The sequence below is a fragment of the Streptomyces sp. GQFP genome (genome assembly GCF_021545335.1).
Taxonomy (GTDB): domain Bacteria; phylum Actinomycetota; class Actinomycetes; order Streptomycetales; family Streptomycetaceae; genus Streptomyces.
This window is the reverse complement of sequence record NZ_CP089312.1, coordinates 572327-594744: the sequence shown is the minus strand read 5'-3', so window position 1 is coordinate 594744 and position 22418 is coordinate 572327. Positions and strand designations below refer to the sequence as shown.

Sequence of the window (22418 nt, the reverse complement as noted above, 5' to 3'; positions counted from 1 at the left end):
CTGGGTGACCGTCTCGGCTTGCGTGCGCCGAGTGGGTGACGCAGACAATGGGGAATGCACCGAACTCTTGTCACCGCCTGTGCACTCTCGGCAGCCCTGCTCGTCGGCGGCTGGGACGGCGACCCGCCCGGCGAGGAGGTCGTGTCCCCGGACGACCTCGGCTTCGGCACGGCCCAGGACGTCTGCGACGAGATCGGCCCCGACACCGTCCCCGAGATCCCCGACCTCCCCGACGGCGGCGGCTTGATTCCCGACGAGACAAGCACCGCATACGGTGCGTATGCCCCGTACGACCCCTGCGAAGGTGTCGGCGAGTGAACGATGCCCGACGAAAGACGTCGGACAAGTCGAAGAATCAGCCAAACACTGGCAAGGTGGCCCCATGGCTGATCGGGGAGCGAGCGCCCTGTCACTCCCGGACGACTGGCCCGCCCACCCGGATCCGATTCTGGCGCTCAACCGTATGGGGACGTTCGACTGGGACCTGGACGCCGGCCTGTTCCACATGGACGCGTTGGCACACCAGATCTTCGACCTGCGCCCCGACGAATACGACGGCCACCCCGAGAGCCTGGGCGCGCGAGTGCCCCGGATGGAGGGCCTCCGGATCGACTCCGTGGTCGCCGAGGCCATGAAGGACGGCAGCGAGAACTACGGCGTCTACTTCCGCCTCCGCCGCCGCGACGGCAGCCTCCAGTGGACCCACACCCAGGGCTACATCCGCCGTGACGAGACGGGCCGCCCGCGCCGCGTCATCGGGATCGTCCGCGACGCCACGCAGGAGCTGCGGGACAGCCAGACCCGTACCGAACAGGCCGCCAAGGACGAGGTCAGGCGCCGCCAGATCAACGTCGTGCAGGTCATCACCGCGGCCCTCGCGCACGCCCGCACCGTGGAGGACGTCATCGACGTCCTCACGAACTCGCCCGGCGTCCCGCACCTCGGCGCCGCCAGCCTCGTCATGGGCCTGGTGGAGGCCGGCCGGATCCGCCTGGTCGCCGAGGGCCCGGCGGGCGCCTCCGTGCCCGGCACCCGCATCACGCGGATCGACGAGCCCTACCCGATGGGCGACGTCGTACGGACCCTCAGCCCGAGGTTCATCGAGTCGCCGGAGGAGTTCGCGGCCGGGTACCCGATCCTGTGGCCGCATCTCATCGACCTGAAGGTCACCTCGGCCGCCTACCTGCCCCTCATCGCGCAGGCCCGGCCGATCGGCGCGATGGGCCTGCTCTACAACGACCGCTACGGCTTCTCGGCGGAGGACAGGGCCGTCCTCGTCGCCCTCGGCACCAGCATCGCGCAGTGCCTCCAGCGGGCCATGCTCTACGAGCAGGAGAAGGACCTCGCCCAGGGCCTCCAGCAGGCCATGCTGCCGCGCACCATCCCCAGCGTGCCCGGCGCCGACATCGCCGTCCGCTACCGCGCCGCCTCCTCCGGCGGCCAGCTCGGCCGGGACATCGGCGGCGACTGGTACGACGTGATCCCGCTGCCGGGCGGCCGGGTCGGCGCGGTCATCGGGGACGTCCAGGGCCACGACACGCACGCCGCGGCCGTCATGGGCCAGCTGCGGATCGTCCTGAAGGCCTACGCGGCCGAGGGGCACCCGCCCGGCACGGTGATGGCCCGCGCCTCCGTCTTCCTCGACGAACTCGACACCGACCGCTTCGCGACCTGTCTGTACGCGGAGGCCGATCTGGCCACCGGGGTGGTCCAGGTGGTCCGGGCCGGCCATCTCGACCCGCTGGTGCGAAGCGTCGACGGCACCTGCAGGCGCGTCCCGGTCGACGGCGGGCTGCCGCTCGGCCTCTCCGCCGAGTTCGGGCGCCTCGCCTACCCGGTGGCCATCCTCGAACTGGAGCCCGGCGAGACCCTGGTGCTGTGCACCGACGGGCTCATCGAGGAGCCCGGCGCCGACCTCGACGACGGGATGCGGACCCTCAAGGCGCTCATCGCCGCAGGCCCCGAGAGCGCCTGGGAACTGGCCGACCGCCTCATCGAGGTGGCCGACGAGCGGGGCGGCGACGACGACGTGGCCCTGCTGCTCCTGCGCCGCCGGGGCCTGGCCGCCGTACAGTCCGGCGGGCGGCTCCAGCAGCACGTCGCGCAGGCCGACCCCGACGCGCTGAGCGAGGCCCGGCACATGATCGGCGCCGCCGTCCGCGCCTGGGGCGCCCGCGAGCGTGCCGACGAGGTCGAACTGATCGCGGACGAGCTGATCACCAACGCCCTGATGCACACCGAGGGCCCGGCGATCGTCACCCTGCGCGTGCTGACCGCCCCCGAACGCAGGCTGCGCGTCGAGGTCGAGGACTCCTCCAGCGCCCTGCCGCGCCGCCGGGATGCCGGCGAGTCCGGGGTCTCCGGGCGCGGTCTGCTCCTGGTCGACCTGCTCTCCGACACCTGGGGCGTGGAGGCGCGTGGCGGCGGCAAGGTCGTGTGGTGCGAGTTCGCGGTGCCACCCAGGAGCTGAGACCCCGGGCGGGCGGTGGCACCCTGGACCTATGCCGGAACTTCCCGAGGTCGAGGCGCTCAGGGACTTCCTGACCGAACGGCTCGTGGGCCACGAGGTGGTCCGCGTGCTGCCCGTCGCGATCAGCGTCCTGAAGACGTACGACCCACCGCTCACCGCCATCGAGGGCCGCGAGGTCACCGCCGTGCACCGGCACGGCAAGTTCCTCGACCTGGCCACCGACGGCGGCCCGCACTTCGTGACCCACCTGGCCCGCGCGGGCTGGCTGCACTGGCGCGACCGCCTCCCGGACGGCCCGCCGAAACCCGGAAAGGGCCCGCTCGCGCTGCGTGTCGCCCTGGAGACGGGGGAGGGCTTCGACCTGACCGAGGCCGGCACACAGAAACGGCTCGCGGTGTACGTCGTACACGATCCGCAGGAGGTGCCCGGCGTGGCCCGTCTCGGTCCCGACCCGCTGGCCGACGACTTCGACGAGGAGCGGCTGGCCGGTCTGCTGGCGGGGGAGCGGCGCCAGCTCAAGGGCGCGCTGCGCGACCAGAGCCTGATCGCTGGGGTGGGGAACGCCTACAGCGACGAGATCCTGCACGCCGCACGAATGTCCCCGTTCAAACTGGCCGCCTCACTCACACCCGAGGAGAACGGACGACTGTACGAGGCCCTGCGCAAAACACTGGCCGAGGCGATCGAACGCTCCCGCGGCCTGGCGGCCGGCCGCCTGAAGGCGGAGAAGAAAACCGGCCTCAAAGTCCACGGCCGAACCGGCGAACCCTGCCCGATCTGCGGAGACACAGTCCGAGAGGTCTCCTTCAGCGACTCATCACTCCAGTACTGCCCAACGTGCCAGACAGGCGGCAAACCCTTGGCGGACAGACGAATGTCCCGCCTATTGAAGTAGAGCCCCGAAGGGGCTCACTGAAGGGGCGCGGGGAACTGCGCGACCAGCCACAACGGCGCAGCACCCGAAGTACGAGACCTCACGGCGCGTCGAGCGTAACCAGATGCAACCCATCGGTCGTACGCAACTCATACCGATCGATCTGATCCGGATGAAACGTGGACGCCCCCATCATGGTGCTGGCGCGAGCGTCGTGCTCAGGCACATTCCAGTTCGTCAGCGTCTCCTCCGTGCCATCGTCCGAAACAGCGACAAGCTGACACGCGCGGGGCCCGGCCCCATCCTTCACCTTCAGCTCGATCTGGCTCCCCCAGACCGTGTTCTCACTGGTGACCTGCGCCCAGACGCCCGACCGCTCGTCGGTCGCCTCGACCTTCTGCGTCCGGTCCGCGCCGTCGCCGCCCGCCATGATCGCGATACCGGGCCCGGCCACGGCGAAGACCACCGCGGCGGCCACGGCGAACAGCCAGCGCCGCCGCCCGGCCCGCCGCCGGGACGCGACCTCACCGAGCAGCCGGTCCAGAAGCCTGGGACCGGGTTGGGCCATGGGGTGCACGGAGCGCGGCGTGGCCCGCTTGTACAGCAGCAACTGCCGTGTGGCGGAGCCGAATTCGGTCACTTGGACCGCGCACTGGGGGCACTCCATGAGGTGGTCCTCGAAGCGGAAGGCCTCCGCCTCGTCGAGCACGCCGAGCGCGTATGCGCCGACGTCGCGATGCCGTTCCAGGGACCTCATGCCGAATCCTCGTGCCGATGGTACGGGTGGGGTGGTGTTGCTCCCACCGGTACGCACCGGATCGCGGAATCACTCAAGCCCCATACCGAATCGAGACCTTAGGTGTTCGGAGCGGTGGGGCCCGCGGATTGGTCTGATTTAAAAAAGATGGATCGCCAGATGGCCCAGCGGCAGTCCGAGCCGCCAGGCCGGGGTCCACACCTTCGGTCCGTCGTCCTCACCGAGCACGGGCCCACCTCCTGGAACGGCGTCCAGGTCCGGGGCGAGCAGCTCGGTCTCCTCCAGCCAGCGCCAGGCGGCGGCGGCCAGGTCCAAGTCCGGTGCCGGCGCCCCCGAGTCGAGTGCGTCGGCCGCCAATCTGGACATACGTTCGCGGACCCAGTCCTGCCAGGGCTGGTCGTACGCCGTGAGCGAAAGCCACTTCTCCAGTTGCGTGATGACCCGGATGCCCGAGAGTTCCCCGCTGGTGTCGGAGAGGAAGATGGTGAGTGCCAGCGCGTCCCGACCCGCGCGGAACTCGAAGGACGTGGGCGGCATCAGGTCGCCCGTCCGCAGCAGCTCGTCGGCGATGTACTCGGCGTACAACCAGGCCATGGGGACGGTGAGTTCGCCCCCGCCGGCGCCGTCCGTGCTCTCTTGACCTCTGTGCAGCATCCCTTCCTGCCTTCCTCCGGTGCGTGCGCGTCGCCCGACCCCGGGCATCCGGGACTGGTGCCAGTCCGGAACACGGATGAAGACAGCTGATGGCTCAACCATGGTCCTCAGCAAGGCGCTTTACCGAGGTTTGACTCGACCATTGGTTTCACCGCAGGTCGGCCGCATAACCCGGCAGGACTCGGCGCAGGGCGCGCAGCGCGTAATACGCGCGAGACTTCACCGTACCGGGAGGAATCCCGAGGGCTGTGGCGGCCTCCGCCACACTCGCACCGTGGAAGTACACGAGCACCAGGACTTCACGGTGCTCGGGAGTGAGTGTCTTCACAGCCTCCCGCACATCGAGGGTCGCCGCGGACCGTTCCGCGTGATCGGCACACACCCGCGCGTTCTCCAGGATCGCGTCCCCGACCTCGGCGGGCCGCGCCTGCCGGGCCCGCCGCGCGTCGATAGCGAGCCGTCGCCCCACGGTCATCAGCCAGGGCCGTACGGACTCGAAGTCGTCGGCGCGCAGCGCCTCGGGGTGTTGCCAGGCGCGTACGAGGGTCTCCTGCACCAGGTCCTCGGCGCGCTGCCGGTCGCCGTCGCACAGGCGCAGCAGCAGGGCGAAGAGCGGTCGGCCGTGCTCGCGCTGCAGCGCGGCCAACTCGTGCTCGGCGGTCGTCGTCCCGTGGGTGATGGTGGTTCCGGCCGTCATGGCCGTATGGCATCTCAAGGTCCCGATCCGGGACAGAGCACGGACCGGAGTGTGCGGCGGACGGTCGGACCCGTCGACGAACGGTGCGACGAACGGTCTGAACGGCGCATTCCTCATCCGGACGGCAGCCGGCCGGTCCGACGACGGGCCAGCGGTGCCCCCGGTCGCTGCTACGGCACGACCGTCACAGGCCAGCGGCCCGCCTTCACCAGCCGGATCGCGACCGAGCCGATGATCCGGTGGCCCGCCTGCTCGGACGCGCCGACGACCACGGCGTCCGCCTTGAGATCGTCGGCGGCCTTCACCATCCCGGCGTACGGGTCCCCGCGGAAGGTGTGGAACTCCCAGCGGACGTCGAAGATCCCCTTGACCTGGTCGGTGCCCTCGCGAATCTGTGCGATCAGGTCCTCGGCGATCTGGTCCGTCGTCTCCGCCACCGGCGCCCCGAACGCGGCGCCCGCCGCCATCACCGGCTGGACGTACACCAGGGCGAGCAGCGCGTGCTGGCGCCGGGCCAGTCCCGCGGCGTAGGCGGCGGCGCGGAGCGAGGAGTCGGAGCCGTCGACGCCGACCACGATGACCTTCGGACCGTCCGTGCCCCGCTCGAACTGGTGCCCTGACCGGGCTGAGTGCTGCTCTTCCGTCACACCGCGAGGCTATCGGGCGCCCGGGGCCTGCAGGAGACGCGGGGGGAGGGCCTGATCGGCGCGTACTGGTCCAGGCGGGTGCTTTCCTGCCGCCGCACCGGTGTCGATGCGGGGCGTCGGGTCCGTACCGGGCGACTCATGAGTCATGACGAAGGATCAGTTGCTCACACGGCGCCGGGTGTTGACGATCGGCGGGGTCGCCGCCGTGGGAGCGGCCGGTACGGCCGCGCTGCTCACCGTGGGCCCCGACGGGACCCCGGCCGCCAAGCCCGCCGCCCCCGCCGCCGGCCCCCCGGCGCACCGCGCGCTCAAGCCCTCCGCATACCGCCTGGAACCCCTCACCGGTTACGGCCCGCCACCCGCCGCCGCGCACGGCCGCACCCTGGTCCGCCACGAGCCCCTGCTGCGGGTGTCCGGACGTGGCCGCACCATGGTGCTGACCTTCGACGACGGCCCCGACCCCCGCTACACCCCGGACATCCTGCGGACCCTGCGCGAGCACGACGTCCGCGCGATGTTCTTCGTGTGCGGGGAGATGGCGGTCCACAACAAGGACCTGCTCGCCGAGATGACCGAGGGCGGACACGTCGTCGGCAACCACACCTGGTCCCACCCGCTGCTCACCCGCCTCAGCCGCGCCGAGATCCGCTCCCAGATGGAACGCACCAGCGAGGTCGTCGAGGACGCCTGCGGTGAGGCGCCCGTCTGGTTCCGCGCCCCCTACGGCGCGTGGAACCGGGCCGCCTTCCAGATCGGCGCCGACCTCGGCATGGAACCCCTCGCCTGGACCGTCGACACCCTCGACTGGATGGCCCCGGGCGCCGACACCATCGTCGACCGGGTCGAGCGCGGCGCCGCCCCGGGGGTCGTGGTGCTCTCGCACGACGCGGGCGGCGACCGCTCACAGAGCGTCCGGGCGCTGCGCGACTATCTGCCGGAACTGCTGGATTCCGGGTACCGCATCACCGTACCGACACGGCATTACACGTAACGGAATTACCGGAGTCACTGGACACGGGCTTTCGCCCGCCCGGTCGGGGAACGCTCAGCGGACCTCGACCAGGCGGGCGAAAACGACGACGTTTCCGTTGTAGCCGTTCTGTTTGGAGAAACCGCCCCCGCAGGTGATGACCCGCAATTCCGGGGTGTTCCTGCTGCCGTAGACACGGTCGCCGGGGAAGTTGTCCTTCTCGAAGACCTCGATGCCGTAGATCTCGAAGACGGCCACTTTTCCGTCCTGGCGCTGGACCTCGACACGATGTCCCTTCTTGAGGGCCCCGAGTCCGTAGAACACGGCGGGGCCCTGTTTGTTGTCGACATGGCCGACGACCACCGCGGTGCCCTTCTCACCGGGCGACACGGCACCGGTGAACCAGCCCGCCAGATTCGGGTCCTCCGCGGGCGGGGCGTCCACCCATCCGGCCGCGTCCAGACCCACCGGCAGCACCGGTGCGTCGACCTGGATCGCCGGGATCCGCACCCGGTCGACCACGGAGTACGGCAGTGCGGCCGGGGTGCTGGAGAAGGTGCCGCCCGGGAGGCGGCTGTCCGCTGCCGCCGCCGACGCGGGCTGCGGCGGACCCACCTCGAACTCTCCCGAACCATTCCGAATGAGCGCGAGGCCGGTCAGCAGAACAAGCGCTATCACGCCCCACGGAGCGCGCTTCTTCCGCCGCTCCTCCTCTTCCGCCAGCTCGGACGCAGACATTCGCCTTCCCCTCTCGACCCGGCCGTCGCCGGGTCAATCGCGCATACGAGAACGCTAAGTGCCCGGCGGGAAACCGGCGACGGGGCAGCAGCGAACGGGTGGCGCTTGTGTCGTCCGTGAAGCGTTCGTGAGCCATCCGGGTCGCGGGAAAAAGTATTTTTCTGACGGTCCGTGACCTGCGGCAATATCTGATTGTGCGGTCATTGCCCGGCGTGTCCCCTCACCAGGACGGACCATTCCCGAAATGCGGCTGCGCGCACGGCATCTGAGGGTTCGTCTGGGAGGCGTTTTCTCGCCGATCGACCGGGGACGGGTCCCGGGGCGCCTTCCGCGGAGGTTCAACATGCGTACTACTCGTGCCCTGGTGGTGTCTGCCGCCACGGCTGCCGCGGTGGGGCTCGCCGCCCCGGCGGCCTCGGCCTGGGACCAACCGACCAGCGTCACCGCCGCACCGAGCGTCATCGCCCCGGGCGGCCAGCTGGTCCTCACGGTCAACGGTTCCGCCTGCACCATGCAGGGCAGCACCGTCAGCTCGAACGCCTTCCCGGCGACCAAGCTGAAGTCGATGGGCGGCAGCACGGCGACGGCGACGGTGACCGTCAACTCGAACGCCACCGCGGGTTCGTACAGCGTCACCACCAACTGTGAGAACAAGTCGAAGACCTTCACCAGTGTCTTCACGGTCATCGGCGGTGTCCGGGGCGGTCTCGGCGGCAGCACGTCCACCGGGGCCACACCGGCCGACATGGCGATCGGTGGCGGTCTTGTGGCCGCCGCGCTCGTCGGTGGTGGTGTGTTCTGGATGCGCCGCCGGTCCGAGAACCGGATCTGACGCTCATCCCCTTCGGAGCGCGGACCGCACGTCGACAGCCCTTCGCCCCGGACCCTGACGGGTATCCGGGGCGAAGGGCTGTGCGGGTGCCGGCGGGTCAGGCGCCGCCGTCGCCCGTACCGCGGCGGGAGAAGTGGTACGCGACTGCCAGCGACCCCGCGATGAGCGCCGCGCCGAGGCCGATCTCCTTGAGGTCGAAGCCGGCGACACTGCCGCCCTCGCCCGCGTGCACACCCCGCTGGATCGGCACGGGGTGGTGCGTCGGGTCGTTGGGGTTGCCGCCGGCGATGGTGAGGTCGGTGTGACCGCTCTCGCCGCCGCAGGTGAACGTCACCCGGTACGCGGCCCCCGGTTCGGCGTCCCAGTCGACCTTCGCCGTCACCGACGACTGCCCCTTCGGGATGGTGATCGGATCGAACACACCGGAGGACACCCGGGTGTCGTCGTTGCAGTTGTCCACGCGCAGGGTGACCTGCCCGCCCGCCGCGATCGTCGAGGGCACGACACTGAACCCGAACGACGTGACGCTGTTGTCCGAGACGGCCGCGTGGGCGGCGGGCGAGGCGAGGGTGAGGGCGGTGACGCCCAGCAGTGCGGCCGAGGCGACGCGTATCGCGCGCATGTGAGTCCTCCGGGTCCCCGAGGAGCAGCTGCGGACCTTTTCCGCTCGCGCCATACCGTTCGCGCCAGAAATGCACCTCGATGACCGAAACGCTAGGAACACGTGTGCGTACGCGCGATCGGTGTCGTGCGAATGGGGCACGGATGTGGGCCGGTCAGGGGATTCCGTTGAGCGAGTCGGGGGACACGCGCGCGTGGCGGGTGTCCCCCGTGGCCGCGGCCGGTGAGGAACCGTCAGCGGGTCCCCGCCGGTCGCGAGCGGTCATCCGTGGACGGTCTCAGCGGTCCGCGCCCGGAAAGAGCGTCAGGAACGGCTCCGCCGTGGCGGTGATGCCACGGCTGTAGGGCGCGTCGAAGTCCCAGATGAGGAAGAGCAGGAACGCGATCAGGGTCGAGAACAGCCCGGCGAGGATCATCTCGCGGGGTGTGCGGCGGATCTGGAGGGCGAAGATCATGCCGACCGTGATCAGGCCTCCAGCGATGAGGCCGAACCACACGACGCCCGGCATGGTCGGCCCGGTCGAGTCGGCGCGGGCCGTACGGGCCTGGTCCGCCGTGGTCACCTGGTCCAGGAGCGGCTGGTAGGCCTGCGCCTGGAAGTCCGTCTTCGGCTCGTAGTCCGTGACGTCGGCGCGGATACGGTCCAGCAGCTGGTCGCCCCGCTCGGTCACCTTGCCGTTGTCGGACATCTCCTTCCACTCGGTCTTGACGACGTGTCCGACATAGGCGTTGACATCGTCCCGAATGCGGTCACGGACGTCGGGCGGATAGACCCGGACGCGCTCGGAGATCTCGTGCAGCGCGTGCGCCTCGGTCGACACATGGTCCTGGGCGACGCCGCGGGCCTCCCAGACACCGGCGATGGCCAGGCCCAGCACGATGGCGTAGACCACACCGATCCACATCGTCATGTACTCGATCACGTCCGGGGTGTCGGACGGATCCTCGTCCTCCGGGGCCCTGCGATCCCGTACGACGGTGATGATGACGACGACCGCGCACGCGGCCGCGATCGCGAGGGCGAGAACAAGCCATTCCGACAAGGGGATGCCTCCAAGAGGTCAGCGCGGACGCAGTGCGATGACGGCGATCAGTGCGGGCAGGGTGACGAGCAGCGTGAGCGAGACGAGCGACGGGCCACTGCGGACGGTCCGTTTGCGGGCGGACACGTGGTACGGCGGATAACTCACCGTCGTCGGTGACGCCGTCGGACTCGGGCTCGGGCTCGGCTTCGGGGTGCGCGTCGGTGTGTACGAGGGGGTGGGCGCCGGCGCGGGAGGCGGCGGCGGAGCCGGGGCGGGCGGAGCGGCCGGTGGCTCCGGTACCGGTGTCGGCTTCTGCGGGGGAGTGGGCTTCGGGGTCGGCGTCGGGGTGGGTGTGGGACTCGGCTTCGGTGGTGGCGGCGGTTCCTTCGTGGGCGTGGGTGCGGGCGGGGGAGTCGGCGTGGGTGTGGGGGTCGGTGACGGCGTGGGTGTGGGCGTCGAGGTGGGGCAGGGCGGCGGTGGTGTCGGGGTCGGGCACCAGGAGCCGGTGCCGACGACCACCGCCGTACCGTTTCCGGTGACCGCCGCACCGCCGTTGCCCGCGTCGACCGACCAGCCGTCTCCGTCTCCGGTGGCGGCCGGGACGCCGGTGCCGACCGCGACCGTGGCGCCGTTCCCGGTGACCGTCACCGATGTACCGCCGCCCTGTTCGGTGGCGACGGAGACACAGGTCGTCGCGCCGGCCATGCCGATCGGCACGCCGACGAGCAGCCAGGTCAGTGCCAGCAGCGCCAACACCCGTATGGCGAGGGCGAATCGGGTCCGTGTGGGTCCATACACGACGAAGATCATGTGCGCTGGGCGCTCTCGCGCGCGCGGGAGCGCGAGGAGATTGCCCCGAACGAGTGACATATGTCGTGCCGCGGTTTGGATCAGGCGTTCTAGCTGTGTCCTGTGATCCGTCCTCGTGTACGAGGTGTGACGGATGACGGTGTGCCGGCAGTGACGGGTGGGGCCACAGGGATCGGAAAGAAATTTGTGCAGAGGTTGAACACAGTGACCATCCCCGCCCGTACCTAGGACCGTGCGGCGGCCCAGCAGGGCGTCGCAACACCCTAACGATTACGGGGAGTTTCATTATGAAGACCTCCTGGCGGAGCGCCTCACTCGTAGCGTCAGCTGCGGCCGTGCTGGCGCTTACGACGGCGTGCGGTCAGGACAAGGCCACCGACACGAGCAGCCAGAACGTCGGCGCGGCGGCACCCGCCGCCGCCGGTGGCGTCGGAACCGTGGCCGGCACGGGTACCGGTACAGGCACGGGTACGGGTACCGACACCGGTACGAATGCCAATGGAGAGCAGGCCGCCGCGGGCAGCCAGGCCGCTGCGGGCCAGCTGAACGTTGTCGCCAGCGCGGAGATCGGCAAGGTGCTGGCCAGCAGCGCCGGCCGTACGATCTACCGCTTCGACGCGGACACGGCCGAACCGCCGAAGTCCAACTGTGACGGCGACTGCGCCACCGCCTGGCCGCCGGTTCCGGCGGACGATGTCACGGCCGGTGCCGGTATCGATGCCGCGCTGCTCGGCGAGGTGACCCGCGCCGACGGCACCAAGCAGCTGACGGTCGGCGGCTGGCCCGCCTACTACTACGCCAAGGACACCGCGGCCGGTGACATCAAGGGCCAGGGTGTGGGCGGCAAGTGGTACGGCCTCGCTCCCGACGGCAAGAAGGCCACGCTGGCCTCGCTGCCCGGCCTGTCCACCCGCAACGACGCCGAGCTCGGTGAGATCGTCGTCGACAAGAACGGCATGACGGTCTACCGCTTCATCAAGGACGAGGCCTGGCCGAAGCCCGTCTCCGCCTGTGTCGGCGCCTGCCTCGAGAAGTGGCCGGTCGTCGCACCGGTCGAGGTCAACGACACCAAGGGCGTCCAGAAGAAGGGCCTGATGAGCTTCACCCGGCCCGACAACAACGTCAAGCAGATGACGGTCAACTGCTCGCCCATCTACACCTTCATCAACGACAAGAAGCCGGGCGACACCAACGGCCAGGGCGTCGGCGGCACTTGGTACGCCGTGGCACCCGACGGCAAGCTCGTCGGCGCGCCGAACGAGTAGTAACCGGCAGCAGCAGAAGCCGACTTCTCCGGGCCTGCTCCCTTCGTGCCGCACACGGTCCGTGTGGCGTGAAGGGAGCAGGTCGCTTCGGCATGTCCGTGACTCCGCGACAACTCGGCGACTCCGCAACGCGTCGACAGGCAGGGCGATTTGTCGGGGAATCGTCCCCGACTCGCCGTGTTTCCACGGGAGTCGGCGGCCACTGTTCGTAACCCTTGGGAACTCTTTGGAATGCTCCGGATACATTTCGTAGAGAGTTCGCGGTACTTGAATTCGGCACGTGCCGCAGGCAGTGACCGGGAACGGATGGTCAATTTCCGTTTCCGCTCGCTCCTTTGGCAGGCGATCAGTAACCTCAGCTCGAACACTGGAGCGCCAACGCCTGCCAACTCCTTGGAGAGAGATAGATGGAGCGTCCCGCCTGGGCCCCCCGGGGCATCGACATCTCGGTGCCGAGCGTCTCCCGGATCTACGACTTCTACCTGGGCGGTTCGCACAACTTCGAGGTCGACCGGGAAGCGGCCCGCCGGGCCATGGAGTTCATGCCGGGACTTCCGAAGATCATGCAGGCGAACCGTGCGTTCATGCGCCGGGCCGTTCGATTCGCGGCCGCCGAGGGCATCACCCAGTTCCTCGACATCGGCTCCGGCATTCCCACCTTCGGCAGCGTCCACGAAGTGGCGCGGGCGGTCTGCCCGGAGGCTCGGGTGATGTACGTCGACCACGACCCCGTTGCCGTCGCACACAGCCAGGTGGTCCTGGCCGGTGACGAGCGCGCGGACGTCCTCGCGGCCGATCTGCGCAAGCCCCGGGAGATCCTGGACAGCCCACAGGTACGGGGTCTGATCGACCAGAACCGGCCAGTGGCCCTGCTTCTCGTTGCCATACTGCACTTCGTGGAAGACATGGACGACCCGTACGCGGCGGTCGCCGAGCTGCGTGACGCGCTCGCGCCCGGCAGCCTGCTCGTCCTGTCGCATGCCTCGTACGAGGGAATCCCGTTGCCGCCGGAGCGGGCCGAGGGCGCGGTCGACGTATACAAGGACATTCGCAACCCGCTGGTCATGCGCTCGCGCGACTCGATCGCGCGGTTCTTCGAGGGGTACGACATGGTGGAACCGGGACTGGTGCCGATGCCGCGCTGGCGGCCGGAGACGGCACCGGAGGACGAGGACGCGTACTCCTTCTCCGGATTCGCCGGCGTGGGGCGTACGGCGTGACCGCGGAGCCGGACGGGCCCCAGGACAGACTGCGCCGGTTCGTGACCATCTGGAGCCGGTCGGTGTACCAGGTGACCTCCACGTCGCTCACCCGGCCGGAGTTCGAGGAGCAACTCCTGCCGCTCGCCGGGCGGTTGAGTGAGGCGCTGCGGGCCAGGACGTTCGACGCCGAGGAGGGCAGGGCGGTCGGCGCCGCGCTGGTCGCCGCGCACTGCACCGACCCCGAGGCGCTCAGCCGCTCGCTCGACTGCGTGGACGCCTATCTGGTGCTGTACTGCGGTGAGGACGGCCCGCAGGAGGATCTGCGCAACCGTTCGTCGAGGCTCCAGCACGCCATGGCCGCCGGGTACGCCGGCGCGCTGCGCGACCGGACGCTGGCCGAGCAGGAGGCGATCGCGTGGGCCGCGCAGAGCGCGCGCAGCACGGTCGCCGAGGCGCTGCACGACAGTGAGGCCCGCTTCCGCGCGGTCTTCGAGGGCGCGGCCATAGGCATCGGCATCGCCGACCTCGACGGCAACATCCTGCAGATCAACGGCGCGCTGCAACGCATGTTCGGCGGCTCGGAGCAGACCGTACGGGGCCGCAAGGTCACGGAGTGGACCCATCCGGACGACGGCCCCCAGGTCTGGAAGCTGTACGAGGAACTCGTCCAGGGCGAGCGCGAGCACTACCACGCCGAGAAGGCGTTCTACCGCCCCGACGGAACGGTCCTGTGGACCAACCTCACGGTCTCCCTCCTCCGGGACGCCGACGGCCGGCCGCAGTACCAGCTGGCCCTGATGGAGGACACCACCGAGCGCCGGCTCCTCAACCTCCGGCTGCGCTACGAGGCCACGCACGACGCGCTCACCGGGCTGCCCAACCGCACACTGTTCTTCGAACGCCTGGAGAAGGCCGTGACGGCGGGCGAGGGCCAGCGCTTCGGTCTGTGCTATCTCGACCTCGACGGCTTCAAGACCATCAACGACAGCCTCGGCCACGCGGCCGGCGACCGGCTGCTCGTCGAGGTCGCCGACCGGCTGCAGTCCTGTGCGACCGCGCCGGGCGAGATGGTGGCCCGGCTGGGCGGCGACGAGTTCGTGGCGCTGACCACCGGCCCCGACACCGAGGCCGAGGTCGACGAACTCGCCGCCCGCATCATGCACGCGCTGATCGCCCCGGTCAGCGTCGACGGCCGTGAGCTGACCGTGCGCGGCAGCATCGGCATCGTGGAGGGCCCGGCGGGGGAGCGCGGCCCGGCGGAGGTACTCCGAAGCGCCGACATCACCATGTACCGGGCCAAGTCGGCGGGCGGCAACCGCTTCGAACTCGCCGACCCCGAGGCCGACTTGAAGGCGATCACGCGTCACGGCCTGACGACGGCCCTGCCGGCCGCGCTGGACCGGAACGAGTTCTTCATCGAGTACCAGCCGCTGGTCAACCTCGGCGACGGCAGCGTCCGTGGCGCCGAGGCCCTGGTGCGCTGGCTGCATCCGCAGCACGGCGTCCTCGGCCCCGACCGCTTCATCCCGCTCGCCGAACACACCGGCCTGATCGTCCCGCTGGGCCGCTGGGTCCTGGAACAGTCGGTGCGCCAGGCCCGAGACTGGCAGGAACGCTACGGAGGCCACCCGGCAGGCGGTCCTCTCCGAATCAACGTCAACCTGTCCCCCTGCCAGCTCACCCACCCGGGCCTCGTCCAGGACACGGTGGACATCCTGGAACGCGCGGGTCTGGAACCCGAGGTGCTGTGCCTGGAGGTGACGGAGTCGGCGTTGATCGGCGCCGACGACGACCTCCTCAAACCCCTGCGCCGCCTCGCGGAAATGGGCGTGGACATCGCCCTGGACGACTTCGGCACCGGCTACTCGAACCTCGCCAACCTGCGCCGTCTCCCGGTGAGCATCCTCAAACTGGACCGCTCCTTCACTCAGGGCATGCAACAGTTCCCGGCGGACCCCGTCGATCTCAAGATCGTCGAGGGAATCGTCTCCCTGGCCCACAGTCTGAACCTCGCGGTGACGGTCGAGGGAGTGGAAACAGGCGCCCAGGCCGAACAACTCCGCATACTCGGCTGCGACTCCGCCCAGGGCTGGTACTACGCCCGCCCGGGCCCACCGGAGCGGCTGCACGAGCTGGCGTTGGTGGATGCGACGGGGTGAGACCTTTTGACCCAGGAATCAGCTGACGCGAAGGAGGCCATCGAGGGCGAACTGCTCCTGATGGACCCCGCCTTCCGTGCCTCCGGCGAGGCCGCCCGCCTGATCGACCCCGAGTTCGTGGAGGTCGGCGCCTCCGGCCGACGCTACACGTACGAGGAGACGATCGCCGAACTGCCCACCAAGCCGGGCAGTTCGGCGGGGGGTCCGCGCTACGAGCCGTCGGCGATCAGGGGCGTCCTCCTGGCCCCCGGCCTGATCCACCTCACGTTCGAGACGGTCTTCGACGGCAACAGGGCCCGCCGCAGCTCTCTATGGCGCAAGCAGGACGAGGAGACGGGTTGGCGCATGTACTACCACCAGGGAACTCCGGTGCCATAGACGCGCCCCAAAGGGGCGCGGGGCTGTGACATTTGCGGCTCCGCCGCGCGGGCGCGACCAGCCACGGACGGCCTGAGCTGTGTCCACAACCCCCACGTCCCCGTCAACTACCGTTCAAACAGCATCCGCTGCAACTCCCGAGCCGCCCGAGGCGGAGCCACATCGCTTCGGTGGGCCAGGGCGATCGCCCTGAACAACCCCGGCCGAGCCAACGGAGTCACCCGTAGCCCACGCCCCGACCGGCTGGCCACCATGCGCGGTACGACGGCCACGCCGAGCCCAGCCCGCACAAAACCAAGGACCGCGTCCATCTCGCCGCCCTCCACCGCGAACTCCGGCTCGAACCCAGCGGAGCGACACGCGGCCACGGTCAGTTCGCGCAGGTCGTAGCCGTGTCGGAACATCACCAGGCGCTCGCCCTCCAGGTCGGCGATGCTGACGGTCCGCCGGCCCCGGCCGGGTGCGGGCGCCTCCGGGGACGACACCACCACCAGATCCTCGCGCAGCACCTCCAGCGTGGTCAGCGCCGGGGACGGGGTCGGCAGCGGCAGGACGACCAGGGCCAGGTCCAGGGCGCCTCGCGCCAGCTGCCGTACCAGGTCGTGCGACCCGCCCTCCTCGATCAGCAGCCGGATGCCGGGATAGCGGTCGTGGAACGCGCGCAGCACCTCCGGCAGCAGCCCCGTGCACAGGCTCGGGGTCGCGCCGAGCCGGATCCGGCCCGCCCGGAGCTGGACCAGTTCCTGCACCTCGTGCCGGGCCGTGTCCGCGTCGGCCAGGATGCGCCGGGCCAGCGGCAGGAGCGCCTCGCCGGCGTCCGTGAGCGTGATGTTGCCGCGTGCCCGCAGGAACAGTTCGGCCCCCAACTCCCGTTCCAGCGCCTTGATCTGCTGGGACAGCGACGGCTGCGCGACATGGACGAGATCCGCGGCGCGCGTGAAGTGCCGGGTCTCGGCGACCGCCACGAAGTACTGGAGCTGCTGGAACTGCATACGGCCAGCGTACTGCCTGCATAGGCATTGGCTATCGAAACGAGCCGGACCATGTCTTGGACCGATCAGGGTCCCGCCGCCTAGCGTCTGATCCATGGCTCTGGCAACGCGGACGGACCGACGGCCGTCGATGGCGCGTACCGTGTGGGACTCGTCCGTCGGCAAGAAGACCGTGATGGCCGTGAGCGGCCTGATCATGCTCCTGTACCTCGTCGTTCACATGATCGGAAACCTGAAGATCTTCTTCGGGCCCGGCGAGTTCAACCACTACGCCCACTGGCTGCGCACGGTCGGCGAGCCCTTCATGCACTACGAGTGGACGCTCTGGCTCATCCGGATCGTCCTCGTGGTCGCCGTCGTCGCCCACGCCACCTCCGCCTACCAGCTCAGCCGCCGCGACATCCGGGCCCGGCCGAGCAAGTACGTGCACAAGAAGGCGCGGGCCAGCTACGCGACGCGCACCATGCGCTGGGGCGGGATCATCCTCGGCCTCTTCATCGTCTGGCACATCCTCGACCTGACCACCGGCACCGTGCACTCGGGCGGATTCCAGGAGGGGCACCCCTACCAGAACGTCGTCGACACCTTCTCCACCTGGTACGGCAACGTCATCTACATCGTCGCGATGCTCGCCCTCGGCCTGCACATCCGGCACGGTTTCTGGAGCGCCGCCCAGACCCTCGGCGTCGGCAGCCGCAGCCGCGACCGCGCCCTCAAGTCCGTCGCCAACGTCCTCGCGCTGCTGCTCACGGCCGGTTTCCTCGCCGTACCCGTGGGCGTCATGACCGGAGTGGTGAGCTGAAATGACCTACACCGAATACGTCACCGGCGAGCCCCTCGTCGATCAGAAGGCGCCCGCCGGACCCGTCAACGAGCGCTGGGACACGCGCCGTTTCGAGGCCAAGCTGGTCAACCCCGCCAACCGGCGCAAGCACACCGTCATCGTCGTCGGGACAGGGCTCGCGGGCGGTTCCGCCGGGGCCACGCTCGCCGAACAGGGCTACCACGTCGTCCAGTTCTGCTATCAGGACTCCCCGCGCCGCGCCCACTCGATCGCCGCCCAGGGCGGAATCAACGCGGCGAAGAACTACCGCAACGACGGCGACTCCGTGCACCGGCTGTTCTACGACACCGTCAAGGGCGGCGACTTCCGCGCCCGTGAGTCCAACGTCCACCGGCTGGCGCAGATCTCCGTCGAGATCATCGACCAGTGCGTCGCCCAGGGCGTGCCCTTCGCCCGCGAGTACGGCGGACTGCTCGACACCCGCTCCTTCGGCGGCGTCCAGGTCTCGCGGACCTTCTACGCCCGCGGCCAGACGGGTCAGCAGCTGCTCCTCGGTGCCTACCAGGCGCTCAGCAGGCAGATCGCCGCCGGGAACATCGAGATGCACGCCCGCACCGAGATGCTCGACCTGATCGTCGTCGACGGACGGGCCCGGGGAATCGTCGCCCGGGACCTGATCACCGGCGAGATCTCCAGCCACTTCGCGGACGCCGTCGTACTGGCGAGTGGCGGCTACGGCAACGTCTTCTACCTCTCGACGAACGCCATGAACTCCAACGCCACCGCCGTCTGGCGGGCCCACCGGCGTGGCGCCCACTTCGCCAACCCCTGCTTCACCCAGATCCATCCGACCTGCATCCCGCGCACCGGCGAGCACCAGTCCAAGCTCACCCTGATGAGCGAGTCGCTGCGCAACGACGGCCGGATCTGGGTGCCGAAGGCCAAGGGGGACCAGCGGCCCGCGAACGAGATCCCCGAGGACGAGCGCGACTACTACCTGGAGCGCATCTACCCCTCCTTCGGCAACCTGGTGCCCCGCGACATCGCCTCCCGCGCCGCCAAGAACGTCTGTGACGAGGGGCGCGGCGTAGGACCCGGCGGACAGGGCGTCTACCTCGACTTCGCCGACGCCGTCCGGCGGATGGGACGCAAGGCCGTCGAGGAGAAGTACGGCAACCTCTTCGACATGTACGCGCGGATCACCGCCGAGGACCCGTACACCGTCCCCATGCGGATCTATCCCGCCGTGCACTACACGATGGGCGGACTCTGGGTCGACTACGACCTCCAGACCACCGTCCCGGGCCTGTTCGCGATCGGCGAGGCCAACTTCTCCGACCACGGCGCCAACCGGCTCGGCGCCTCCGCGCTGATGCAGGGCCTGGCCGACGGCTACTTCGTCCTCCCGGCCACCATCAACGACTACCTGGCCCGCCACCCCGGCCAGACCCCGGTCGACGCCCAACACCCCGCCGTACAGGAGGTGTTGGCAGAGACCGAGGACCGCCTCAACCTCCTCCTCTCCGTCGACGGCGACCGCACCCCCGACTCCTTCCACCGTGAACTCGGCGAACTGATGTGGGAGTTCTGCGGGATGGCGCGGAGCGACAGCGGACTGCGGAAGGCTCTGGAGCGCATTCCGCAGATCCGCGAGGAGTTCTGGCGGCGGATCAAAGTCCCGGGCACCGGCGAGGAGTTCAACCAGTCGCTGGAGAAGGCCAACCGCATCGTCGACTACCTCGAACTGGCCGAGCTGATGTGCCTCGACGCCCTGCACCGCGCCGAGTCCTGCGGCGGCCACTTCCGCGAGGAGTCCCAGACCCCGGACGGCGAGGCGGAGCGCAGGGACGACGAGTTCTCGTACGCCGCCGCCTGGGAGTTCACGGGAACGGGCGAGGCCCCGACCCTGCACAAGGAAGACCTCGTCTTCGAGTACGTCCACCCCACCCAGCGGAGCTACGCATGAAGCTCACCCTGCGCGTCTGGCGGCAGCGCGACGCCGACGCCGACGGCGCCATGTCCACGTACGAGGTGGACGGCATCTCGGCCGACATGTCCTTCCTGGAGATGCTCGACACCCTCAACGAGGAACTCATCCTCAAGGGCGAGGACCCCGTCGCCTTCGACCACGACTGCCGCGAGGGCATCTGCGGCGCCTGCTCGCTCGTCATCAACGGCGACGCGCACGGGCCCGAGCGCACCACCACCTGCCAGCTCCACATGCGGTCCTTCGCGGACGGCGACACCATTGACGTCGAGCCGTGGCGCGCCGCCTCCTTCCCGGTGGTGAAGGACCTGGTCGTGGACCGGTCCGCCTTCGACCGGATCATCCAGGCCGGCGGCTACGTCACCGCCCCGACCGGCGCCGCCCCCGAGGCACACGCCACCCCCGTACCCAAACCGGACGCCGACTTCGCCTTCGAGCACGCCGAGTGCATCGGCTGCGGGGCCTGTGTGGCCGCCTGCCCGAACGGCGCGGCGATGCTCTTCACCTCGGCGAAGATCAACCACCTCAACGTCCTCCCGCAGGGCGCGCCCGAGCGCGAGACCCGCGTCCTCGACATGGTCGCGCAGATGGACGAGGAGGGGTTCGGCGGGTGCACGCTGGCCGGCGAATGCGCGACCGCCTGTCCGAAGGGCATCCCGCTCGTCTCCATCACCGGAATGAACAAGGAGTGGCTGCGGGCGACCCGCAAGGCGGGCAGCAGGTAGCCGCCGCCCCCGGAGATGACCGCCTCCCCACCGGGAGATGACGGCCTCCTTACCAGGAACGTTCGCCGACAAGGTGCGGACGGGCGGGACCGGCAGTGGTGCTCATTGCCGGTCCCGCCAGGCACCCCTGGCATTCAACAAGCTCACACCCGCACTCTCTTCGAGGGTCACGCGCAGGACAGCCGCGGTCGGAAGAACTGATGCGGCCGGACGTAACGGGACCGGCCAGCTCGCCGCCTCGCCGTCCCCGGCCCGTGACCAGGAGAGAGCCATGACCGGCGTTTCCACCATCGAACGTCCCCCGCTCCCCGCCGCACCCACCCGCTACACCGTCACCCTCGCCCGCGACGAGGACGACGTACGCGCCGCGCAGCGGCTGCGCCACGACGTCTTCGCCGGTGAACTCGGTGCCCTGCTGTCCTCCCCGCAGCCCGGCCTCGACGTCGACCCCTTCGACGCGTACTGCGACCACCTGCTGGTCCGCGACACCGTCACCGGGCAGGTCGTCGGCACCTACCGGCTGCTGCCCCCGGAGCGGGCCGCCGTCGCCGGACGCCTGTACTCCGAGGGCGAGTTCGACATCGCGCGGCTCGACGCGATCCGCCCCGGCCTCGTCGAGGTCGGCCGCTCCTGCGTCCACCCCGACCACCGCGACGGCACCGTCATCGGCCTCATCTGGGCCGGGATCGCCCGCTACATGGTCGACCGCGGCCACGACTGGCTGGCCGGCTGCTGCTCCATCCCGCTCTCCGACGGCGGCACCCTCGCCGCCGGCACCTGGGACCGCGTCCGCGACCGGCACCTGGCCCCGGAGGAGTTCCGGGTACGTCCGCTGCTGCCCTGGTCCGCCGAGGGCGTGGCCCGTCCCACCGGCCGCACCGAACTGCCCCCGCTGCTGCGCGGCTACGTCCGCCTCGGCGCCTGGGTCTGCGGGGAGCCCGCCCACGACCCGGACTTCGGGGTCGCCGACCTGTACGTGCTGCTGTCGATGCGCCGGATCAACCAGCGCTATCTGCGGCACTTCCTCTCCCTCGTCCCGGCCTGATGAGCGTCTGGCTGCCCAGCGCGCCCTGCACCCCGAGAGCGTGCGTGGAGACGAAGGGTGCCACGACGACCCCACCCCTGGCCGTCCTGCGACTGATGACCGTCCTGGTCGTCCTGCTCGCCGGCATCACGCTGTGCCCGCTCGGCAGGAGAATCCCTGCCGGGTGGGTACGGCTCTGGGTCCGCGTCATCGTGCGGGCGGCGGGGGTCCGGCTCAGGGTGACCGGCCCCACCGCCCCCTCCGGGGGACTCCTGATGGTCGCCAACCACATCTCGTGGCTGGACATCCCGCTGATGGCCGCCGTACGGCCCGCCAGGATGCTGGCCAAGGCCGAGATCCGGGGGTGGCCGGTGGCGGGCGCGCTGACCGCGAGCAGCGGGGCGCTGTTCATCGAGCGGGACCGGTTGCGGGCGTTGCCGCAGACGGTCGGGAAGATCGCGGAGGCGTTGCGTGAGGGGACGGCTGTTGTCGCCTTCCCCGAGGGCAGCACCTGGTGCGGTAAAGCCCAGGGGCACTTCCGCCGGGCCGTGTTCCAGGCGGCGCTGGACGCGGGGGTGCCTGTCCAGCCGGTGCATCTGCACTATCGGCTCGCCGGGGGAGCGGCGAGTACTGCGCCTGCGTTTGTGGGGGAGGACTCGTTGTTGACTTCGGTGTGGCGGGTCGTATCGGCTCGGGGGTTGGTGGCCGAGGTGGAGGTGCAGGGTGCGATAGCGCCGGGTAGCCATCCGGACCGGCGTGCTCTGGCGCGTGCGGCGCAGCCGCCGGTTGTGGGGGTGCATTAGCCGT

23 protein-coding genes are annotated in these 22418 nt (G+C 70.0%); 14 read left to right on the top strand and 9 right to left on the bottom strand.

Annotation, left to right across the window (positions count from 1 at the left end):
* The first annotated feature begins 54 nt into the window (after positions 1-54).
* The 3 genes from LUX31_RS02785 (at position 55) to LUX31_RS02775 (ending at position 3365) form a co-directional block, all read left to right on the top strand.
* Positions 55-318 carry a hypothetical protein gene (locus LUX31_RS02785; RefSeq protein WP_235472919.1) on the top strand — a complete coding sequence of 88 codons (264 nt, stop codon included), beginning with the start codon at positions 55-57 and terminating at the stop codon, positions 316-318.
* A 64-nt stretch (positions 319-382) separates the two neighbouring features.
* Complete coding sequence (locus LUX31_RS02780) at positions 383-2470, top strand: SpoIIE family protein phosphatase (protein ID WP_235472918.1); 2088 nt, start codon at positions 383-385, stop codon at positions 2468-2470.
* A gap of 31 nt (positions 2471-2501) precedes the next feature.
* On the top strand, positions 2502-3365 hold the full coding sequence (locus LUX31_RS02775) for an Fpg/Nei family DNA glycosylase (RefSeq protein WP_235472917.1): 864 nt from the start codon (positions 2502-2504) through the stop codon (positions 3363-3365).
* A gap of 79 nt (positions 3366-3444) precedes the next feature.
* Here LUX31_RS02775 and LUX31_RS02770 read toward each other — a convergent pair whose 3' ends face one another.
* The 4 genes from LUX31_RS02770 to LUX31_RS02755 form a co-directional block, all read right to left on the bottom strand.
* Positions 3445-4101 (bottom strand): zf-HC2 domain-containing protein, encoded by a 657-nt coding sequence (locus tag LUX31_RS02770; protein WP_235472916.1) that lies wholly within the window; start codon positions 4099-4101, stop codon positions 3445-3447.
* Positions 4102-4239: 138 nt separating this feature from the next.
* Positions 4240-4755: a hypothetical protein gene (locus LUX31_RS02765; RefSeq protein WP_235472915.1), complete on the bottom strand. Its 516-nt coding sequence runs from the start codon at positions 4753-4755 to the stop codon at positions 4240-4242.
* Positions 4756-4903: 148 nt separating this feature from the next.
* Positions 4904-5452, bottom strand: coding sequence for a sigma-70 family RNA polymerase sigma factor (locus LUX31_RS02760; RefSeq protein WP_235472914.1), 549 nt, complete (start codon positions 5450-5452; stop codon positions 4904-4906).
* Positions 5453-5622: 170 nt separating this feature from the next.
* On the bottom strand, positions 5623-6099 hold the full coding sequence (locus tag LUX31_RS02755; RefSeq protein WP_235472913.1) for a universal stress protein: 477 nt from the start codon (positions 6097-6099) through the stop codon (positions 5623-5625).
* 145 nt (positions 6100-6244) lie between these two features.
* Between LUX31_RS02755 and LUX31_RS02750 the strand changes: the two genes are divergently transcribed.
* Entirely contained in the window at positions 6245-7090 is an 846-nt protein-coding gene (locus LUX31_RS02750) for a polysaccharide deacetylase family protein (RefSeq protein ID WP_235472912.1), read from the top strand.
* Positions 7091-7144: 54 nt separating this feature from the next.
* On the opposite strand, the gene LUX31_RS02745 is transcribed toward LUX31_RS02750, so the two are convergent.
* Positions 7145-7807 (bottom strand): class F sortase, encoded by a 663-nt coding sequence (locus LUX31_RS02745; RefSeq protein ID WP_235472911.1) that lies wholly within the window; start codon positions 7805-7807, stop codon positions 7145-7147.
* A 343-nt stretch (positions 7808-8150) separates the two neighbouring features.
* Here LUX31_RS02745 and LUX31_RS02740 point away from each other — a divergent pair, with 343 nt between their 5' ends.
* Positions 8151-8639, top strand: coding sequence for a hypothetical protein (locus LUX31_RS02740; protein WP_235472910.1), 489 nt, complete (start codon positions 8151-8153; stop codon positions 8637-8639).
* A 97-nt stretch (positions 8640-8736) separates the two neighbouring features.
* On the opposite strand, the gene LUX31_RS02735 is transcribed toward LUX31_RS02740, so the two are convergent.
* The 3 genes from LUX31_RS02735 to LUX31_RS02725 all read right to left on the bottom strand — a co-directional run bounded on the left by LUX31_RS02735 (position 8737) and on the right by LUX31_RS02725 (position 11083).
* Positions 8737-9261 (bottom strand): hypothetical protein, encoded by a 525-nt coding sequence (locus tag LUX31_RS02735; protein ID WP_235472909.1) that lies wholly within the window; start codon positions 9259-9261, stop codon positions 8737-8739.
* 277 nt (positions 9262-9538) lie between these two features.
* A complete protein-coding gene (locus LUX31_RS02730) occupies positions 9539-10303 on the bottom strand; it encodes a bestrophin-like domain (RefSeq protein WP_235472908.1) in 765 nt (254 codons plus the stop codon).
* Positions 10304-10321: 18 nt separating this feature from the next.
* Complete coding sequence (locus tag LUX31_RS02725; protein WP_235472907.1) at positions 10322-11083, bottom strand: hypothetical protein; 762 nt, start codon at positions 11081-11083, stop codon at positions 10322-10324.
* A 299-nt stretch (positions 11084-11382) separates the two neighbouring features.
* Here LUX31_RS02725 and LUX31_RS02720 point away from each other — a divergent pair, with 299 nt between their 5' ends.
* From LUX31_RS02720 to LUX31_RS02705, 4 genes are all read left to right on the top strand, one after another.
* The gene (locus LUX31_RS02720; protein WP_235472906.1) at positions 11383-12360 is read left to right on the top strand and encodes an SCO0930 family lipoprotein; all 978 of its coding nucleotides are present in this window, start codon (positions 11383-11385) and stop codon (positions 12358-12360) included.
* Positions 12361-12767: 407 nt separating this feature from the next.
* Positions 12768-13580 (top strand): SAM-dependent methyltransferase, encoded by an 813-nt coding sequence (locus tag LUX31_RS02715; RefSeq protein WP_235472905.1) that lies wholly within the window; start codon positions 12768-12770, stop codon positions 13578-13580.
* Complete coding sequence (locus tag LUX31_RS02710; protein ID WP_235472904.1) at positions 13577-15721, top strand: putative bifunctional diguanylate cyclase/phosphodiesterase; 2145 nt, start codon at positions 13577-13579, stop codon at positions 15719-15721. The genes LUX31_RS02715 and LUX31_RS02710 overlap by 4 nt, the downstream gene beginning before the upstream one ends.
* Before the next feature lie 6 nt (positions 15722-15727).
* Positions 15728-16099, top strand: coding sequence for a nuclear transport factor 2 family protein (locus tag LUX31_RS02705; protein WP_235472903.1), 372 nt, complete (start codon positions 15728-15730; stop codon positions 16097-16099).
* A gap of 107 nt (positions 16100-16206) precedes the next feature.
* On the opposite strand, the gene LUX31_RS02700 is transcribed toward LUX31_RS02705, so the two are convergent.
* Entirely contained in the window at positions 16207-17091 is an 885-nt protein-coding gene (locus LUX31_RS02700; RefSeq protein WP_235472902.1) for a LysR family transcriptional regulator, read from the bottom strand.
* 130 nt (positions 17092-17221) lie between these two features.
* On the opposite strand from LUX31_RS02700, the gene LUX31_RS02695 reads away from it, so the two are divergent.
* The 5 genes from LUX31_RS02695 (at position 17222) to LUX31_RS02675 (ending at position 22414) form a co-directional block, all read left to right on the top strand.
* A complete protein-coding gene (locus LUX31_RS02695; RefSeq protein WP_235479774.1) occupies positions 17222-17893 on the top strand; it encodes a succinate dehydrogenase in 672 nt (223 codons plus the stop codon).
* 1 nt (position 17894) lies between these two features.
* The gene (locus LUX31_RS02690) at positions 17895-19841 is read left to right on the top strand and encodes a fumarate reductase/succinate dehydrogenase flavoprotein subunit (protein ID WP_235472901.1); all 1947 of its coding nucleotides are present in this window, start codon (positions 17895-17897) and stop codon (positions 19839-19841) included.
* Positions 19838-20587, top strand: a complete 750-nt coding sequence (locus LUX31_RS02685) for a succinate dehydrogenase/fumarate reductase iron-sulfur subunit (RefSeq protein WP_235472900.1) — start codon at positions 19838-19840, stop codon at positions 20585-20587. Before LUX31_RS02690 ends, LUX31_RS02685 begins: the two co-directional genes overlap by 4 nt.
* Before the next feature lie 271 nt (positions 20588-20858).
* The gene (locus LUX31_RS02680) at positions 20859-21632 is read left to right on the top strand and encodes a GNAT family N-acetyltransferase (RefSeq protein ID WP_235472899.1); all 774 of its coding nucleotides are present in this window, start codon (positions 20859-20861) and stop codon (positions 21630-21632) included.
* Complete coding sequence (locus LUX31_RS02675) at positions 21632-22414, top strand: lysophospholipid acyltransferase family protein (protein ID WP_235472898.1); 783 nt, start codon at positions 21632-21634, stop codon at positions 22412-22414. The genes LUX31_RS02680 and LUX31_RS02675 overlap by 1 nt, the downstream gene beginning before the upstream one ends.
* Positions 22415-22418 lie beyond the last annotated feature (4 nt).

What these genes read in the sequence shown, in the direction of transcription:
- LUX31_RS02740 (WP_235472910.1), top strand. Translation starts at nt 8,151, where the DNA reads ATGCGTACTACTCGTGCCCTGGTGGTGTCTGCCGCCACGGCTGCCGCG.
- LUX31_RS02750 (WP_235472912.1), top strand. Translation starts at nt 6,245, where the DNA reads ATGACGAAGGATCAGTTGCTCACACGGCGCCGGGTGTTGACGATCGGC.
- LUX31_RS02760 (WP_235472914.1), bottom strand. Translation starts at nt 5,452, where the DNA reads ATGACGGCCGGAACCACCATCACCCACGGGACGACGACCGCCGAGCAC.
- LUX31_RS02720 (WP_235472906.1), top strand. Translation starts at nt 11,383, where the DNA reads ATGAAGACCTCCTGGCGGAGCGCCTCACTCGTAGCGTCAGCTGCGGCC.
- LUX31_RS02715 (WP_235472905.1), top strand. Translation starts at nt 12,768, where the DNA reads ATGGAGCGTCCCGCCTGGGCCCCCCGGGGCATCGACATCTCGGTGCCG.
- LUX31_RS02735 (WP_235472909.1), bottom strand. Translation starts at nt 9,261, where the DNA reads ATGCGCGCGATACGCGTCGCCTCGGCCGCACTGCTGGGCGTCACCGCC.
- LUX31_RS02695 (WP_235479774.1), top strand. Translation starts at nt 17,222, where the DNA reads ATGGCGCGTACCGTGTGGGACTCGTCCGTCGGCAAGAAGACCGTGATG.
- LUX31_RS02785 (WP_235472919.1), top strand. Translation starts at nt 55, where the DNA reads ATGCACCGAACTCTTGTCACCGCCTGTGCACTCTCGGCAGCCCTGCTC.
- LUX31_RS02700 (WP_235472902.1), bottom strand. Translation starts at nt 17,091, where the DNA reads ATGCAGTTCCAGCAGCTCCAGTACTTCGTGGCGGTCGCCGAGACCCGG.
- LUX31_RS02770 (WP_235472916.1), bottom strand. Translation starts at nt 4,101, where the DNA reads ATGAGGTCCCTGGAACGGCATCGCGACGTCGGCGCATACGCGCTCGGC.
- LUX31_RS02745 (WP_235472911.1), bottom strand. Translation starts at nt 7,807, where the DNA reads ATGTCTGCGTCCGAGCTGGCGGAAGAGGAGGAGCGGCGGAAGAAGCGC.
- LUX31_RS02680 (WP_235472899.1), top strand. Translation starts at nt 20,859, where the DNA reads ATGACCGGCGTTTCCACCATCGAACGTCCCCCGCTCCCCGCCGCACCC.
- LUX31_RS02675 (WP_235472898.1), top strand. Translation starts at nt 21,632, where the DNA reads ATGAGCGTCTGGCTGCCCAGCGCGCCCTGCACCCCGAGAGCGTGCGTG.
- LUX31_RS02690 (WP_235472901.1), top strand. Translation starts at nt 17,895, where the DNA reads ATGACCTACACCGAATACGTCACCGGCGAGCCCCTCGTCGATCAGAAG.
- LUX31_RS02685 (WP_235472900.1), top strand. Translation starts at nt 19,838, where the DNA reads ATGAAGCTCACCCTGCGCGTCTGGCGGCAGCGCGACGCCGACGCCGAC.
- LUX31_RS02780 (WP_235472918.1), top strand. Translation starts at nt 383, where the DNA reads ATGGCTGATCGGGGAGCGAGCGCCCTGTCACTCCCGGACGACTGGCCC.
- LUX31_RS02775 (WP_235472917.1), top strand. Translation starts at nt 2,502, where the DNA reads ATGCCGGAACTTCCCGAGGTCGAGGCGCTCAGGGACTTCCTGACCGAA.
- LUX31_RS02765 (WP_235472915.1), bottom strand. Translation starts at nt 4,755, where the DNA reads ATGCTGCACAGAGGTCAAGAGAGCACGGACGGCGCCGGCGGGGGCGAA.